Annotated in this window: 15 protein-coding genes and 1 pseudogene; 8 read left to right on the top strand and 8 right to left on the bottom strand. The window is 63.9% G+C overall.

The window, feature by feature from the left end:
• The 3 genes and pseudogenes from V3572_RS03425 to V3572_RS03415 form a co-directional block, all read left to right on the top strand.
• A pseudogene (locus V3572_RS03425) lies at nucleotides 1–275 on the top strand (hypothetical protein); the annotation flags it as partial.
• A gap of 197 nt (nucleotides 276–472) precedes the next feature.
• Nucleotides 473–1,933: an Rne/Rng family ribonuclease gene (locus V3572_RS03420; protein WP_332109570.1), complete on the top strand. Its 1,461-nt coding sequence runs from the start codon at nucleotides 473–475 to the stop codon at nucleotides 1,931–1,933.
• A gap of 4 nt (nucleotides 1,934–1,937) precedes the next feature.
• Nucleotides 1,938–2,507: an epoxyqueuosine reductase QueH gene (locus tag V3572_RS03415; RefSeq protein WP_332109569.1), complete on the top strand. Its 570-nt coding sequence runs from the start codon at nucleotides 1,938–1,940 to the stop codon at nucleotides 2,505–2,507.
• 262 nt (nucleotides 2,508–2,769) lie between these two features.
• Here the strand turns inward: V3572_RS03415 and V3572_RS03410 are convergent, their stop codons facing one another.
• Nucleotides 2,770–3,564, bottom strand: coding sequence for a hypothetical protein (locus V3572_RS03410; protein ID WP_332109568.1), 795 nt, complete (start codon nucleotides 3,562–3,564; stop codon nucleotides 2,770–2,772).
• A 299-nt stretch (nucleotides 3,565–3,863) separates the two neighbouring features.
• On the opposite strand from V3572_RS03410, the gene V3572_RS03405 reads away from it, so the two are divergent.
• On the top strand, nucleotides 3,864–4,418 hold the full coding sequence (locus V3572_RS03405; protein ID WP_332109567.1) for a hypothetical protein: 555 nt from the start codon (nucleotides 3,864–3,866) through the stop codon (nucleotides 4,416–4,418).
• Nucleotides 4,419–4,459: 41 nt separating this feature from the next.
• Here V3572_RS03405 and V3572_RS03400 read toward each other — a convergent pair whose 3' ends face one another.
• Entirely contained in the window at nucleotides 4,460–4,630 is a 171-nt protein-coding gene (locus V3572_RS03400) for a hypothetical protein (protein ID WP_332109566.1), read from the bottom strand.
• Nucleotides 4,631–4,992: 362 nt separating this feature from the next.
• On the opposite strand from V3572_RS03400, the gene V3572_RS03395 reads away from it, so the two are divergent.
• Nucleotides 4,993–5,385, top strand: coding sequence for an ImmA/IrrE family metallo-endopeptidase (locus V3572_RS03395; RefSeq protein WP_332109565.1), 393 nt, complete (start codon nucleotides 4,993–4,995; stop codon nucleotides 5,383–5,385).
• Nucleotides 5,386–5,399: 14 nt separating this feature from the next.
• Here V3572_RS03395 and V3572_RS03390 read toward each other — a convergent pair whose 3' ends face one another.
• A complete protein-coding gene (locus V3572_RS03390) occupies nucleotides 5,400–5,885 on the bottom strand; it encodes a PilZ domain-containing protein (RefSeq protein ID WP_332109564.1) in 486 nt (161 codons plus the stop codon).
• Between the two features lie 221 nt (nucleotides 5,886–6,106).
• On the opposite strand from V3572_RS03390, the gene ispG reads away from it, so the two are divergent.
• Both ispG and V3572_RS03380 read left to right on the top strand, forming a co-directional pair.
• Entirely contained in the window at nucleotides 6,107–7,213 is a 1,107-nt protein-coding gene (ispG, locus tag V3572_RS03385) for a flavodoxin-dependent (E)-4-hydroxy-3-methylbut-2-enyl-diphosphate synthase (protein WP_332109563.1), read from the top strand.
• Complete coding sequence (locus tag V3572_RS03380; protein ID WP_332109562.1) at nucleotides 7,204–8,934, top strand: proline--tRNA ligase; 1,731 nt, start codon at nucleotides 7,204–7,206, stop codon at nucleotides 8,932–8,934. Before ispG ends, V3572_RS03380 begins: the two co-directional genes overlap by 10 nt.
• A 116-nt stretch (nucleotides 8,935–9,050) precedes the next feature.
• On the opposite strand, the gene V3572_RS03375 is transcribed toward V3572_RS03380, so the two are convergent.
• Complete coding sequence (locus V3572_RS03375) at nucleotides 9,051–10,511, bottom strand: sigma-54-dependent transcriptional regulator (protein WP_332109561.1); 1,461 nt, start codon at nucleotides 10,509–10,511, stop codon at nucleotides 9,051–9,053.
• 203 nt (nucleotides 10,512–10,714) lie between these two features.
• Between V3572_RS03375 and V3572_RS03370 the strand changes: the two genes are divergently transcribed.
• Nucleotides 10,715–11,134: a hypothetical protein gene (locus tag V3572_RS03370; protein ID WP_332109560.1), complete on the top strand. Its 420-nt coding sequence runs from the start codon at nucleotides 10,715–10,717 to the stop codon at nucleotides 11,132–11,134.
• A gap of 13 nt (nucleotides 11,135–11,147) precedes the next feature.
• On the opposite strand, the gene V3572_RS03365 is transcribed toward V3572_RS03370, so the two are convergent.
• From V3572_RS03365 to modB, 4 genes are all read right to left on the bottom strand, one after another.
• Nucleotides 11,148–12,161 carry a glycosyltransferase gene (locus tag V3572_RS03365; protein ID WP_332109559.1) on the bottom strand — a complete coding sequence of 338 codons (1,014 nt, stop codon included), beginning with the start codon at nucleotides 12,159–12,161 and terminating at the stop codon, nucleotides 11,148–11,150.
• A 51-nt stretch (nucleotides 12,162–12,212) separates the two neighbouring features.
• Complete coding sequence (locus V3572_RS03360) at nucleotides 12,213–12,995, bottom strand: ABC transporter ATP-binding protein (RefSeq protein ID WP_332109558.1); 783 nt, start codon at nucleotides 12,993–12,995, stop codon at nucleotides 12,213–12,215.
• Nucleotides 12,996–13,340: 345 nt separating this feature from the next.
• Nucleotides 13,341–14,084: a molybdate ABC transporter substrate-binding protein gene (gene modA, locus V3572_RS03355; RefSeq protein ID WP_332109557.1), complete on the bottom strand. Its 744-nt coding sequence runs from the start codon at nucleotides 14,082–14,084 to the stop codon at nucleotides 13,341–13,343.
• Nucleotides 14,085–14,097: 13 nt separating this feature from the next.
• Nucleotides 14,098–14,766: a molybdate ABC transporter permease subunit gene (gene modB / locus V3572_RS03350; RefSeq protein ID WP_332109556.1), complete on the bottom strand. Its 669-nt coding sequence runs from the start codon at nucleotides 14,764–14,766 to the stop codon at nucleotides 14,098–14,100.
• Between the last annotated feature and the right edge of the window lie 192 nt (nucleotides 14,767–14,958).

Raw genomic sequence — 14,958 nt, 5'->3', positions numbered from 1 at the left:
GGGCAGACGGCGACATGGGGCACGGCCCTGCGGCCCTGCGCTCCCGTCTGGCCGATGCCGACCCTGCGGGGGCATCGCCCCGGCAGGCGGCCAGCCCGGCGGAGACCATGGCCCGGGTGGCCGCGTCGCTTGGGCGTAGGCCCCAGACCGTCAGGCAGCTTTCCGTCGCCCTCGGACTGTCGGAGGACGACATCTCGCGGGCCGTCAAAACATTGGTTCACGAGAAAAAAATTCAGGCCAGGGCGGAGCTTGACCATGTCTTCTACCAGGGTTGAGCCCGCCTTCATTCACAGGACTTTTTTGGTCGCATCCGCGTTCGCTCGGGGCATTTTCCCCGGAGACGCCGGTCGGCCGGATCGCATGCGCGTCCATCTTTTTTCCCCGGGCGGCCTTCTCGCCGCCGCAGGGGCGCGCCGATCCGGACTTCCCGCCGGGGCATGCCCGATGGCGCGGTGCGGCCGGGAGACATTTCATGTCAAAAATCGTCAAACGCAAAAAGAAGATGTTCATCAGCGTGCTGCCCGGCGAACAGGTCGAGGTGGCCCTGGCCGAGGATGGCGTCCTCACCGAATACTATGTGGAGATGGTGCACCAGGTGAAAACCCGGGGCAACATCTACAAGGCCAAGATCCATAACATCGACCCCGCCTTGCAGGCCGCGTTCATCAACTATGGGGCGGAGCGCAACGGCTTTTTGCAGATCGACGAGGTGCATCCCGAATACTATCTCCTCGTCCAGGGCCCGGAGCGCAAGGCCAAATATCCGCCCATCCAGAAGGCCCTGAAGAAGAACCAGGAGGTGCTGGTCCAGGTGGTCAAGGAGCCCACGGGCTCCAAGGGCGCGTTCATGACCACCTACCTGTCTCTGCCCGGACGTTTTTTCGTGCTCACCCCGGGGCGCGAGCAGCGCGGGGTGTCGCGCAAGATCGAGGACGAGGAGGAGCGCAAGCGCCTGAAGGAGGCCATTTCCGGCCTCAAGCTCGACGAAGGCCTGGGCATCATCGTGCGCACCGCCGCCCTTGGGCAGTCCAAAAGCGCCCTGGAGCGCGACCTGTCCTTTTTGAAACGCCTGTGGAAGGAAGTCCGCCAGAAGGGCACCCAGGCCGCCACCCCGAGCCTCGTCTACCAGGAACTCGACCTTTCGGCCCGGGCCGTGCGCGACTATCTGACCGACGACGTGTCCGAGGTCTGGGTGGACGAGCCCGAGACCGCCAAGAAGGTGGCCGACATGGCCGCCTTGGTCTTTCCGCGCCGTCCGGGCATCGTCAAACAGCATACGGACATGGACCTGGCCCTGTGGGACCGCTTCAATCTGCGCCGCTACATCGAGCAACTCTATTCCCGCGAGGTCACCCTGCCCAGCGGCGGCCGCCTGGTCTTCGACCAGGGCGAGGCCCTGACCGCCGTGGACATCAACTCCGGCAAGATCGGCGGCGAAAGCAATTTTCGGGAGATGGCGCTCAAGACCAACGTGGAGGCCGCCGAGGAGATTGCCCGGCAACTGCGCCTGCGCGACATCGGCGGACAGATCGTCATCGATTTCATCGAGATGAAGGACCGCAAGCATGTCGCCGAGGTGGAAAAATCCCTGCGCGCCATCCTCAAGACCGACCGGGCCCGCACCGACGTGGGCAAGATGTCGCATTTCGGCCTTCTGGAGATGGTCCGTCAGCGCATCGGCTCCTCGGCCGTGTCCATCACCACCGAGCCCTGCCCCTGCTGCAAGGGGGCCGGAACCCGGCGCAACCTGGAATGGCAGTCCATGGCCGTGCTCAAGGAGCTCTACCGGGTGCTGCGCAAAAACGGCGCCCCGGAGACAGTGCCCTGCAAGGTCTCGGCCGAGCTGGCTGTCTATCTGCTCAACCAGAAACGTGACCGGCTTTCCGGATTTGAAAGCGAATTCAAGAAAAAAATCGCCATCATCGTCGAATAACGCCATGGCCCGCATCCAGAACGGAAACCGGGTTTTACTGCACATCTGCTGCGGCCCCTGCTCCATCACCGTGGTGCAGGGGCTTCGCGCCGAGGGCTTCGAGGTCACGGGGCTTTTTTACAACCCCAACATTCACCCGGCCGCCGAATACCTGCGTCGCCGCGAGGCGCTGGTCGAGGTGGCGGCGCGTCTGGATGTTCCCGTCATTTTCCTGGACAAGGAATACGACCCCGCCGTGTATCTGCGCGAGACCGCCTTCCGCGAAAACAGCCGCTGCTTCCACTGCTACCGTCTGCGCCTGGAACGGACCCTCAAGGTCGCCAGACGCGGCGGCTTCGCCCATTTTTCCTCGACGCTCCTCTACAGCAGGCAGCAGAAACACGATGTCATTCGCGATTTGGGCCGCGATATCGCCGGAGACTCCAAAACCGCCTTTCTCTATCGCGACTTCCGGCCCACCTGGAACCAGGGCATCGAACTCTCCAAATCCTTCGGCATCTACCGCCAGGACTACTGCGGCTGCATCTACAGCGAATTCGAACGCCGCCGTCGCGATTTGCGGCAGTTGGGATAAGGCGAGACCAGGGAGAACCTTTTTTGAAAAAAAGGTTCTCCCTGGACCCTCTCCCAAAAACTTCGGCGCGCTTCGCGTCCGCACTCGGGAGAGAGCATTCTCTCCGAACCACCTGGATTTCCGGGCGTCATGCCCCGGCGCAAAGCGTCGGGGCATGACGCCCGGATACAGGGGGTCCGGGGGAAATGATTTCCCCCGGGCGGGGTTCGGGGCGGCAGCCCCGACGCGAGGGCGGGCGGCAGCCCCGACGGCTTGGCGGGGCTCAGGGCACGGCCAGCGGGACTTCGATGAGCAGGATGTGTTTTTCGTTAGGCGATTTGTCCCGGAACTGGGCCTGCACTTGCGTGAGGCTCTGGGGCGTGGACAGGGGCACGCGGTGGGCGCCGGACTTCGGCGTGGCGTGGTAGAAGGAGAACGTCCCGTCGCGGCCGGGAACGATCAGCCCCACATGGTAGTGCAAAAGGGTATAGCCTTTTGTTTTGACGGGCTTGCTGATGCTGGCCAGATAGACATGGCCCGGCCGCAGGCGGGGCAGGATTCGTCCCCAGGCTGAGGTGTCGGCAATGGGAAATCCGCGCAGGCTGTGGCCGTCAGCGGAGGCGATGTCGGGCGTTTCGCCGTTCGGCAGGATGGCCCGGCGCGGCAGACCGCGTGTGATGTTGCGGATAAGGTCGAAGCCGAAGTCCCAGTCATGGCCGCTTGGGGAACCGGGGCCGGAGTCGCCCCCGGTGTCGGCCTTGGCCTGGGCCAGGGTGATGTTGCGTTGCAGCAAAAACCGGGACACGGACAGGGTAAACCCGCTGCAATTGAGGCTTGGCGACGCCAAGGCGGTTTCGGGATGCTCAAAGAGGGTGAAGCGGCCGTTTTCGTCCACGGTGGCGTCGTCCACATAGGGGATGTTCAGGAAGGCGTCGGCCATGGCCTGGGCGGTGCTGGCCGTTTGCAGCTTGGGGGCCAGGGCGGCGGGTATGGGGATGCTGTCGGCCCGGGCGGGAAGCGCCAGACCGGCCAGCAAAAGGAGCGTCAGAAGCACCAGGTCGGGGAGCGAAAACGGCATGGGCGAGGCCTGCGGGCGGCTATGGGGCAGGGGCATGTTGTTCATGGACCGCAAAATACGCTCATCGGGCCGTGAAGAAAAGAACGGACGCCGGGCAGATATCGAGGGGTGATTGAGGGGCTGAGGTGGCGGAGCGTTGCGGGAAAAATTGACCAGACAGCCAATTCAGGCTAGATATTTCATTTTTACCGTTGCCGAAGGGGTATGCTGGCGCGGGACGCGGGGGATGTGCCGCCCGGGCCGGTTCCTGGCTCCGGAGTCATAAGGATGGGTCAAACAGCACGCGGGAGGAGCGGGAGATGAAATTCAGCATTGAGATCAAGGGGTTCGGGCAGCGGGTTTTTTATTCGTATATCGAGAAGGATATTGTTCGAGAGGCCAAGGAGAGCAACCGGGAGCGGTATATTGAATATATTTTTCACGGCGAAGACAGCAACATTCATTCCTCCGGAGAGGACTTGCTCGAAAGCAACCGCCCTGTGGTCTATATTGTGGTCAACGAGAAGGAAAAACTGCGCGTCAGCCTGAACAAGATCAATTGCGAGATCAAAAAGCAGCCGATCAAGAAGCTTTTTCAGCCCCACATCAAGAATTGCTTCACGTATTGCTTCGGATTCAATGAGGAATACGTGCATGAATATTCGTTTAGCGACGTGGAGGAAGTGGATATCGACAAGATCACGGCCAAGATTGTCGAATGCGACATTCCGAAGACCATCGAAAACGATATCTGGATGAAGAAGATCATCACGATTGAGAGCATCATGTATGATGGCAAGGAGATCAAGAAGGACCGGTTTTCGTCTCGCCCCATGCAGCACATCCAGGGGCCGGTGATCATCGATCTGGAATAGGCGCGGACGACGCGGTTCCCGAGTGTGGGGCGCGGCGGGGATCAGGCCGGGGCGTTGTCTTCCGGCGGCAGGTCTTTTTGCACGGCGGTGCGCAGGATGGTGTCGGCCAGATCCTTGATGGTGTGGCGCTCGGGGTCGAGGTTGAGGGTTCTGGCCAGTTCGAGGATTTTGTCGCCGGTTTTCACCGCGTGCCGGATGTGGTCGTAATCCATGGGTCATTTTCCCTTGGCGTTTGGCCTGCGGCCAGTCCGGCCGCAAGGATTTCCCTGTTTTCATAACCGTGTTCCGCTTTGCGCACAACGGTTCCTGTGTGGGAATCGGCGTGCGATTGCGGTTTTATTTGGGAAAATGGCAGGGGCCATTTTCTTGGGGGGGCGCTTCGCACAACGGTTCCGATGTGGGAATCGGCGTGCGACTCCCCCCGGTCTGTTCAAGGGCGGCATCGTCCGGGGCCGTTCCCGAACTTGACGTCGCGCCGGACGGGACTACCTTACATCGTGGCCCGGAGACGCCGGACGGGCCGGTCCCGGGGCGATGGTCTGCAACGGGAAACACCCCGACGGGAGATACGTCCATGTCCGTTCTGCTTGATCGACTCTACGCCCTTGCCGAAAAACGGCCCGACCTCGAAATCCATCAGGCGCAAAACATCGATTGCTGGGGATTTTTGCTGCACCGCGACGGGGCCTACCAGATCCATATCAACGCATCCGTGCGGGACTTCCGCAAGACCATGATCCTGGTGGAGGTGCTTGGGGAATACGCCCGCCGTCGCCGTCAGGACCGGGTCAGGGCCTTGGCCGGGGAAGACCTGTCGAACCGGGAGATGATCATCAGGGAAATGATGGACCGGGCCTGGGTGGTGCGGTTCTCGAAAAAATTATTGTATCTGGTGCGGCGCGGCCTGCACGGAACAAACGTTCGCCGTCCCAAGGAGAACCGCACCGGAGGCGTCCGGGTCAGTTGACGGGGTGGAGCGGATCAGCCCTTCCAGCGGAAAAAGCCCTTCTTTTTTTTTGCCTCGGTCCAGGGGTCCACAAAGGTCAGGGAACCCTCCATGTTCTCGGGATCGGGGGCACAGGGGTCACCCGGTTTGCGACAGGCCGCCTGGCGTTTTTGTTCCTCAAGGACCAGTGTGTGCAGGATGGTTTCCTGAACCTTGGTCATCTCCTGGAACTGGCAGCCCACCACGCCGCTTCCGGCCCGGACGACCTCGGCCGTGAGCCCCGAGGCCAAGATTTTTCCGCCCTTTTTGATATCCAATCGGATGAGGATGCCCGGTTTGAAGGCCTTGGCGTTGGTCATAACCCCCACCCCGAGGGCGCTGACGTCCTTGGCCGTAAACGAAAAGGTGGCGCTTTGGCCATGCACCACCACCTGGAGATCCTTGATGTGTACCCGATAGGCCCGGCGTCGGTCCTTGGCCTCGGATGTTTCCGATTTTTTGAACAGGGTGTCGAAAATCATCGTGATCTCTCACGTTATGCCGCTCAAGGAACGGTTTATCCCGGTGCATGGAGTGGGCTGAAACCCCTTTCCTTCCCATGTTTTCCCTAGCATTTCCGTGAAAAAAAACAAGGTGGCCGCTGCCGAGCATGTGCCTGTCGTCGGGCCGCATCTCAAATCCGCCTGCTCCCTTGGCTTTGGGCCTGAAATGGGCTAGCAGGATCAACGTACGGACACGACCCATGGAAAACGAATCCCTCATCCCGAAACGCCATCCCACGCGCGCCATCCGGCTCGGTCCCTTCCGTCTCGGCAGCGGACATCCCGTCCGGGTGCAGAGCATGACCAACACCGACACCCGGGACGTGGCCGCAACCGTGGCCCAGATCCACGCCCTGGCCCGGGCCGGGTGCGAGATCGTGCGCCTGGCCGTGCTCGACGAGGCCGCCGCCCGGGCCATCGCCGACATAAAGCCCCTTTCTCCCGTGCCGCTTATCGCGGACATCCATTTCGATCACCGCCTGGCCCTTTTGGCCTTGGAGTCGGGGGTGGACGGCCTGCGCATCAATCCCGGCAACATCGGCGGCGAGCGCGCCGTGGACGCCGTGGCCGCCGCCGCCAAGGACCGGGGCGCGCCCATCCGCATCGGGGTCAACAGCGGTTCCGTGGAAAAGGATCTGCTGCGCCGCTACGGCGGCCCCACGCCCGAGGCCATGGTGGAAAGCGCCCTGACCCATGTGGCCCTTTTGGAGCGGCGCGGTTTCGATCAGATCAAGATTTCGCTCAAGTCCTCCAACGTTCCCCGCACCATCGCCGCCTACCGCCTGTTGGCGCACAAGGTGGACTATCCGCTGCACATCGGCATCACCGAGGCCGGAACCCCCATGCGCGGCGCGGTGAAGTCCGGGGTGGGGCTGGGCATCCTTTTGTGGGAAGGGCTGGGGGACACGCTGCGGGTGTCGCTTACCGGCGATCCGGTGACCGAGATGGGCGCGGCCTGGGAAATTTTACGCTGCTTGGGCATCCGCGCCCGGGGGCCGGAGATCATCTCCTGTCCCACCTGCGGCCGCACCGAGATCGATCTGGCGGCCCTGGCCGAGGCCGTGGAAAACCGCCTGCGGCATGTGACCGAGGTGTTCACCGTGGCGGTCATGGGCTGCGTGGTCAACGGGCCCGGCGAGGCGAAGGAGGCGGACATCGGCCTGGCTGGCGGACGCGGTCTGGGGGTCATTTTCCGCAAGGGGGAACTGGTGTGCAAGGTGAAGGGGCAGGATGCGCTTCTGGCCCGATTCATGGAAGAACTCGACCGCGTCATTGAAGAGAAAAAAAAGGAAACCGCATGCGCCTAAGCTCGTTTTACGCCCCCACCCTCAAGGAAGACCCGGCCGACGCCGAGGTGGTGTCCCACAAGCTCCTTCTGCGGGCGGGCATGATCCGCAAACTCACCGCCGGGGTGTATACCTATCTGCCGCTTGGGCTGCGGGCCTTAAACAACGTGGCGAACGTGGTCCGGCAGGAGATGAACCGGGCCGGGGCCCTGGAGGTGCTCATGCCTGCGGTGCAGCCCGGGGATTTGTGGAAGGAGAGCGGCCGGTGGAACGTGTACGGCAAGGAGCTTTTACGCTTTATCGACCGTCACGACCGGGAGTCGTGCCTGGGCCCCACCCATGAGGAGGTGGTCACGGATCTGGTGCGCCACGAGATCCGCTCCTACCGCCAGTTGCCGCTGAACCTGTACCAGATCCAGACCAAGTTCCGCGACGAGATCCGCCCCCGGTTCGGGCTGATGCGCGGCCGCGAATTCATCATGAAGGACGCTTATTCCTTCGACAAGGACGAGGCGGGCGCGGACACGAGCTATTTCGCCATGTACGACGCCTATGCCCGCATTTTTTCCCGGCTCGGGCTCAAGTTTCGGGCCGTGGAGGCCGACTCGGGCCCCATCGGCGGCAGCTTTTCCCATGAGTTCATGGTCCTGGCCGACACGGGCGAGGATACCATCGTGGCCTGTTCGGCCTGCGAATACGGGGCCAACCTGGAGAAGGCCGAGGCCGTGTGCCGCATGGCCGAGGAGGCGACGTTCTGCCCGCCCGCCGAGGTCGTTCCCACCCCCGGGGTGCACACCGTGGATGAGGTGGCCGCCTTTTTGGGCGTGCCCGCCGACAGGATCGTCAAGACCCTTTTGTATGAGGCCGACGGGAAGGTGGTGGCGGCCCTGGTTCGCGGGGACCGGGACGTCAACGAGATCAAGCTCAAAAACGTGCTCGGGGCAACGGAGATGGAGCTGGCCGCTCCCGAGACGGTGACCAGGGTGACGGGGGCGCCCGTGGGGTTTGCCGGACCTGTGGGGCTTGCCGTGGACGTGGTCTATGCCGACAAGGAGCTTTTCGGGCGCTCGGACTGGATCGTCGGGGCCAACGCGGCGGACGCGCACCTGCGGCATGTGGATCTGGCCCGGGACGCCAAGGTGGAATGCTATCTGGACCTGCGCCAGGTGGCGGCCGGTGACATGTGCCCCAAGTGCGGCCAGCCGTTGCTTTTCACCAAGGGCATCGAGGTGGGGCACGTCTTCAAGCTGGGAACCAAGTACAGCAAGTCAATGGGCGCGGTCTATCTGGACGAGGCAGGCAAGGAACGCCACATCATCATGGGCAGCTACGGCATCGGCGTGTCCCGGGTGGTGGCGGCCTGCCTGGAACAAAATAACGACGAGCACGGCATCGTGTTTCCGCCGCCCATGGCCCCCTTCGAGGTGGCCCTGCTCAATCTGAGCCCCAAGGACGAGACGGCTGCGGCCAAGGCCCGGGAGCTGCACGACCTGCTTGTGGGCATGGGGGTGGAGGTGCTGCTCGACGACCGGGACGAGCGGCCCGGGGTGAAGTTCAAGGACGCGGACCTGATGGGTTTCCCCATGCAGCTGGTTTTGGGCGGCAAGGGGCTGGCCCGGGGCGTGGTGGAGACCAAGGACCGGCGCACCGGGGAAAAGGGCGAACTGCCCCTGGAGAGCTTTTCCCAGGCGTTTGCGGCCTTTCGGCAGGGCGTTTTGGACGGCTGGGAAAACCGGGGCTAGTCCCGGGGCCTCCCTGCGAACCAAGCGGTTTTTCGCCCCGCCTGCGATGTTCTCGCGGGCGGGGCGTTTCGTTTTTTCGGGGGGTGGGACGAAACGTGGTATCGCCGTGGGCGGCGTTACCGCGTGGAGATGCCGTGGATGCGCAGGTAGCGGTACAGGCTTTGCTTGCCGAGCTTGGACAGGTCGCAGGCCTGGCGGATGTCGCCGTGGCAGTTGGTCATGACGGCCTGGAAATAATTTTTTTCCGTCTGGCGCTTGTAGTCGTCGAAAGGGATGAGCAGTTCAACCTGTTCCCCCGGCGCCTGGCCGCCGGGCGCGGCCTCGCCGACCTCAGCGCCGCCGTTTTCCCCGGGCGTGGTGAGCGGCCCCAGGCCGTTGCCCTGGCCGTTTTTTTTCCCCCCGGCGCCCCCCATCCCATGGATGCGGATCTCCGAGGGCATGTGTTTGGGATACAGGGTGGGGTCGAGCCTGGCCCGGACCACGATGTTTTCCACCGTGTTGACCAGCTCGCGCACGTTGCCCGGCCAGTCGTATTCCAGCATGAAATCGAAAAATTCCGGGGAGAAGCCTTTGAGCGGGACGTTGTATTTGCGGCAGAAAAAGTGGGTATAATACAGGGTCAGCTCCCGGATGTCCTCGTCGCGTTCGCGCAAAGCGGGGATGGCGATATGCATGGTGTGCAGCCGAAACAGCAGATCGCTGCGGAAACGCCCCTCGGCGGCCATGGCCGGGAGATCCTTGTTGGTGGCCGCCACCAGCCGAAAGTCGCTCGACTCCTCCTCCTTGGCCCCCACCGGCCGGAAGCGGCGTTCCTGCAGCACCCGCAAAAAGGCCTTTTGCATGGCGAAGGGCAGTTCCCCCACCTCGTCGAGAAACAGGGTTCCGCCGTGGGCCTGGCGGATGAGCCCCTCGCTTTTTTTCTCGGCCCCGGTGAACGCGCCCTTGGCGTGGCCAAAAAGCACGCTCTCGATGAGGGTTTCGGTGAGGATGGAGCAGTCCACGACCACGAAGGGGCCATCGGCCCGGGGGCTGTTTTCGTGGATGGCCCGGGCGAAAAGCTCCTTGCCCGTGCCGGTTTCCCCGGTGATGAGCGTGTTGGCCTCGCTGTTGGCCGCCTGGGCGATGAGATCCAGGCACTTGGCGATGATCGGGCTTTGGCCGATGATGCGATCCCGTTTCAGCGCCACGGTGGGCGCGTGATGGGAGAACTTTTCCTTGCGGTACTGCAGGGCCCGGATCAGGGGCAGGGACATGACGTCTTCGGTGGCGGGTTTTTCGATATAGTCCCAGGCCCCGTTCTGGATGGCCAGTTCCGCGCCGTTGGGATAGCTGGCGCCGGTAAAGATGATGACCTCCGGGGCGCGCTCGCCCTCGGTGATGGAGGACACGGCGTTGAGGCCTATGCCGTCGGGCAGATCCACATCAAGGTACACCACGTCGAAATCCCCGTCTTTCACGGCGGCAAGTCCCCGGGTCAGGGTGGGGGCGGCATGCACCTCGTGCCCCATGCCTTCGAACACCAGACGGCACACCTGGCGTATCTGTTCGTCGTCGTCGATGATGAGGATTTTCGCCATGGGGCCTCCAATGTGGGAAATCCAATCAATATTACGTCGATCGCCAGTGATTGTCGAGACGCATGTTTCCCGCCGACGAAGCAAGGGGTCGACCGATGGCGGCATCCCGATGCGGCGGCCTTTGCGCTTTGCCAGGGGTTCGGGCATGATGCACGAGGCGCCTGCGCTTCGTCGCGCCCCGGCAACGCCATTGGAGGTCCGATATGCACGCCCGCCCCCGTCGACCGCTGCCCGTGTGGATCGTTTTCCTGTTTTATTCCCTGAGCTCGGTCTATAGTATCGTGTCCGTGTTTTTCATCACCAGCGGCGTTTTCGAGCTCAATCCCGAGCAGCAGGCCTATGTGGCCCGGTTCAAGACCTTCGACATGGTCATCGGCTACCTTGTGGCGGCCATTACCCTCGTCGGCGCCTTTCTGCTCTTCCGTCTGAAAAAGGCCGCCGTGCCCACCCTGTTTCTGGCCCTTGGCGTCAACGTCTTTTCGTCGGCCGTCTTTTACCTCAGAAACGATCCCACAACGGTCATCGACCCCTCGGGGCTCCTGTATCAGGCCGGGGGCATGGCCCTTTTCGCCATCGTGTGCTTCTACGCCCGGCATCTGGGCAGACACGGGGTTTTGTCCTGACGCCCCGGGCGTCCTACGCCGCCGCGATATAATCCCGCCCCGGCGCATACCCCCGGGCCGCTACGAAGGCCGCAATCTCCTGCGCCGCGCCCCGGTTGGCCACATACGACACCAGAAACCGCGTACCGGCAGGCGGCAGTTCGTCGCGATGCCGCACAGGACGCCCACCCACCGCCTTGCCCGCCTTGCGCGGGTCGATGTCCCACCACCCGCCGATGACCACGCCGTGGGCGCACAGGCGTTCCGCCCGCCTGCGGGTGATACGCCCGGCCCCGAGCACCTCGATCACGGGATGGAAGGGATTGGTCCGCTCCAGATGTCTGGCCAGGTATCCAGCCTTGACGGTATGGAACCGGGCCGGGTCGTAACGGGGGTCCGTGCGCGACAGCCTGTCCGGGGGATCGTTCCAGGTCACGAGATGTTCCGGAACCTTGGCCATGCGCACCCCGGCCTCCATCCAGCGCAGCCACAGTTCGTAGTCCTCGGGAAAGGGGCCGTCGGCATAGCCGCCATGTTCCCGGACCAGTCCGGCCCGGAACATGACCGTGGGATGGGGCAGGGGGGATTCCCGGAAGCGTTCCACGGCGATGGCCTCGGGGGTGGTCAGGCTGTTGGCCCAATCCAGATGGTTCCTGTAGCCCGCCGCACGCTCCGGATCGCCGCCGAAGGCGGCCAGGCAACTGACCAGGCCGATGTCCGGATGGTTCTCCAGGTAGGCCGCCTGCTTCTCCAGACGGTCGGCGCGGCAGGTGTCGTCGGCGTCAAGGCGCGCGACGTATTCCCCCCGGCACAGGCCAAGGCCGAGGGCCAGGGTGGCCGCGACGCCCCGATGCGGCAGGAGGAAGGGACGCACCCGTCGGTCGCGCCCGGCCGCCGCCGCGATCACGCCACGGGTCGCGTCGCCGTCGTCGGACCCGTCATCAAGCAACACGATCTCAAAATCGGGACATGTCTGGCGAAAAAGGCTGTCCAGGGCGGCGGGGAGCGTGGCGGCCGCGTTGCGTACCGGCATGAGCACGGAGATCATGGCCCTGCCTATCCCAGGCGGCGCGGCGGGGCAACTGCGGGAAAGCGTTTCCTAGGCCTCGGCGGTATCGAAGGTACACCTGACCAGGCGGTCTGCGGCCCCGTGAAAACCGGACCAGGAATCATGGGCGGGCGCTTCCGGAATCCCGGCCGTGGCGTCGCTGAAATCGATGATCTCCCCGGTCGCGCCTTTGCGGTACGGCACGGCCACATTGGCGAAGCGTACCGCCTCCTCGGGGTCGTGGGTCACCAGGATAAGCGGTATCCCCAGCCGCTCCAACAGATCCTTGACCTCTTCCCGCAGCCGCGAGCGCAAGGGCAGATCCAGCGCCGAAAACGGTTCGTCCAACAGCAGCACCCCCGGCCTCGGGACCACGGCCCGGCTCAACGCCACGCGCTGCCGCTGTCCGCCGGACAATTCCCGGGGCAGGCTGTCGGCCAGCCTGGACAGGCCGAAAAGCTCCAGCACCTCGTCTACCCGCTGCCGCATCTCCCTGGTCATGCCCCCGAACAATCCCCTGACCCCGAACGCCGCGTTCTGGCGCACCGTCAGATGCGGAAAAAGCGCATAGTCCTGGAACACGAACCCCACCCGGCGCAGCCGCACCGGTACGTCTATCCCGGCCTTGGAATCGAAAAGCACCTGGTCGTCGATGCGGATCATCCCGGCGTCCGGCCGCAAGAGCCCGGCCACGGCCCGAAGCGTCAACGACTTCCCCGATCCCGACGGCCCGAAAAGCACCACGCGCCGTTCATTGGTGGCGAACCGCGCCGATAACGCAAACGAACGCCGTGAGCCGTTCAACTTTTTTTCAATCTCGATACTGATGCGCATGTGGCCTCCATGGGCTACCGGGGCTGCCGCTCCCCAGGGTGACCGGGGCTGCCGCCCCAGACCCCGCCCGGGGGGAATGATTCCCCCCGGACCCCCCGTCCCTGGCCGTCCGACGCGTCGCGCCGGACGGCCAGGGGATCGGGCGTCGTGCGGGAACGGTTCTCCCCGGCCGCATCCCGGCTGGGGAGCTGATCCCGATGGAACACTGGTCTTCCGGTCCCGGGTCCGGATCGGAGGGCGACGCCATCCGGGCCGGACCCGGAACCGGAGTCCGGGGTCCAGGGGGATGATCCCCCTGGCGGGAGAGGGTCCGGGAGAGGGCAGCGCCCTCTCCCGGCTCTTCTCTTACGGCTTTTTGAAGCCGTATTTGGCCAGCACGGCCGCGCCGTCGGGCGAGGTGACGAAGGCGATGAACGCAGCGGCCTCGGGCTTGTTTTTGGAGGCGGCGAGGACGGCCACGGGGTAGCTGACGGGTTTTTCCAGGGGGATTTCCTCAACAACTTTGACCTTGTCGCCGCCCTTTATGGCGTCGGTGGCGTAAACAAATCCGGCATCCACCTCGCCGCGCGAGAGGTAATCCAAAACCTGGCGCACGGATTCGGCAAGGATGCACTTGGGGGACAGGGCGTTCCAAACGCCGAGCTTTTCCAGGGCGGCTTTGGTATAACGGCCCACGGGCACGGTTTCGGGGTTGCCCACGCCGATTTTGGTCACCTTGGCGTCGGAGAGCGAGGCCAGGTTTTTCACGGTGGAGGTTCCGGCCGGGATGGCCAGAACCAGGGCGTTTTGGGCGAAGTTTTTGCGGCTGGCGGCATCGATCAGGTTTTTGGCGGCCGCGTCGTCCATGGTCTTCTGGTCGGCCGAGGCGAACACATCCACGGGCGCGCCCTGTTCGATCTGCTTGAGCAGCGGGCCGGAGGCGGCGAAGTTTAAGGTCACGGTCACGCCGGGGTTGGCCTTTTCAAAAAGCGGCTTACATTCGGTAAAGGCGTCGGTGAGGCTTGCGGCGGCGGAGATGGTGAGGTCTTTGGCCAGGGCCGGGCAGGCCAGGGCCACAACCAGGGCCAGGGACAGAAGCAGACGTTTCATGACGGACTCCCTTTTAGGTGTTGGGTTTGAGCAGTTTCCCGGCGATGACCAGGATGACGACGCAGACGGTTGAGACGACGAGCACCAGGAAGTTGGCCAACCGGTCGTTTCCGGCCTGTACGGCGGTATAGACGGCCAGGGACAGGGTTTGGGTCTTGCCCGGGATGTTTCCGGCCACCATCAGCGTGGCCCCGAACTCGCCCATGGCCCGGGCGAATGCCAGCATGCCTCCGGACAGGATGCCCCGGAAGGCCAGGGGCAGGGTGACCTGGAAAAAGATGCGGGATTCCGAGGCCCCGAGCGTGCGCGCGGCGTTCTCGATGTTCGGGTCCACGCCGTCCAGGGCTGCGCGGGCCGACCGGAAGACCAGGGGAAAGGCCACCACCGTGGCGGCCAGCACCGCGCCTTCCCAGGTGAACATGAGCGTGACGCCGAAGGTCTCCTCCAGCCATTGCCCGAGGATGCCGCGCCGTCCGATGAGCACGATGAGGTAATAACCGAGCACCGTGGGCGGCAGGACCAGGGGCAGGGTGCAGATGGCATCGAGCCAGTCGCGTCCGGCGAAGCGGAATTTCCCGACGAGTTGGGCCAGCCCCACGCCGAGGCACAGGGCCGCCAGGGTGGCCAAAAGGGCGACCTTGAGGGTCAGGAGCAGGGGGGTGAAGGCGGCGGCGTCAAACATGGCTGGCCTCGCGGCGGGACGATGGCCTGCCGGTGCGGGCTTTTGCCCGCCACATGCCGGGGGATTTTGCCTGTGCGACGCGGACGGTGACCGCCTGGGACTGGTGAAACGGAAGCGGTGTGGGGCCGGGCAAAACCATTGGACCTCTCGCAGGGGAATGCTATTTTCAGGATGGTGTGGAAACCGGCATGA

Source organism: Desulfolutivibrio sp., from assembly GCF_036584575.1.
GTDB lineage: Bacteria > Desulfobacterota > Desulfovibrionia > Desulfovibrionales > Desulfovibrionaceae > Desulfolutivibrio.
This window is presented reverse-complemented; position numbering and strand designations above follow the sequence as displayed.

Bases quoted from the DNA above. Each gene is read 5' to 3' on its own strand.
- V3572_RS03420 (WP_332109570.1), top strand. From the start codon at position 473: ATGTCAAAAATCGTCAAACGCAAAAAGAAGATGTTCATCAGCGTGCTG.
- V3572_RS03415 (WP_332109569.1), top strand. From the start codon at position 1,938: ATGGCCCGCATCCAGAACGGAAACCGGGTTTTACTGCACATCTGCTGC.
- V3572_RS03410 (WP_332109568.1), bottom strand. From the start codon at position 3,564: ATGCCGTTTTCGCTCCCCGACCTGGTGCTTCTGACGCTCCTTTTGCTG.
- V3572_RS03405 (WP_332109567.1), top strand. From the start codon at position 3,864: ATGAAATTCAGCATTGAGATCAAGGGGTTCGGGCAGCGGGTTTTTTAT.
- V3572_RS03400 (WP_332109566.1), bottom strand. From the start codon at position 4,630: ATGGATTACGACCACATCCGGCACGCGGTGAAAACCGGCGACAAAATC.
- V3572_RS03395 (WP_332109565.1), top strand. From the start codon at position 4,993: ATGTCCGTTCTGCTTGATCGACTCTACGCCCTTGCCGAAAAACGGCCC.
- V3572_RS03390 (WP_332109564.1), bottom strand. From the start codon at position 5,885: ATGATTTTCGACACCCTGTTCAAAAAATCGGAAACATCCGAGGCCAAG.
- ispG (WP_332109563.1), top strand. From the start codon at position 6,107: ATGGAAAACGAATCCCTCATCCCGAAACGCCATCCCACGCGCGCCATC.
- V3572_RS03380 (WP_332109562.1), top strand. From the start codon at position 7,204: ATGCGCCTAAGCTCGTTTTACGCCCCCACCCTCAAGGAAGACCCGGCC.
- V3572_RS03375 (WP_332109561.1), bottom strand. From the start codon at position 10,511: ATGGCGAAAATCCTCATCATCGACGACGACGAACAGATACGCCAGGTG.
- V3572_RS03370 (WP_332109560.1), top strand. From the start codon at position 10,715: ATGCACGCCCGCCCCCGTCGACCGCTGCCCGTGTGGATCGTTTTCCTG.
- V3572_RS03365 (WP_332109559.1), bottom strand. From the start codon at position 12,161: ATGATCTCCGTGCTCATGCCGGTACGCAACGCGGCCGCCACGCTCCCC.
- V3572_RS03360 (WP_332109558.1), bottom strand. From the start codon at position 12,995: ATGCGCATCAGTATCGAGATTGAAAAAAAGTTGAACGGCTCACGGCGT.
- modA (WP_332109557.1), bottom strand. From the start codon at position 14,084: ATGAAACGTCTGCTTCTGTCCCTGGCCCTGGTTGTGGCCCTGGCCTGC.
- modB (WP_332109556.1), bottom strand. From the start codon at position 14,766: ATGTTTGACGCCGCCGCCTTCACCCCCCTGCTCCTGACCCTCAAGGTC.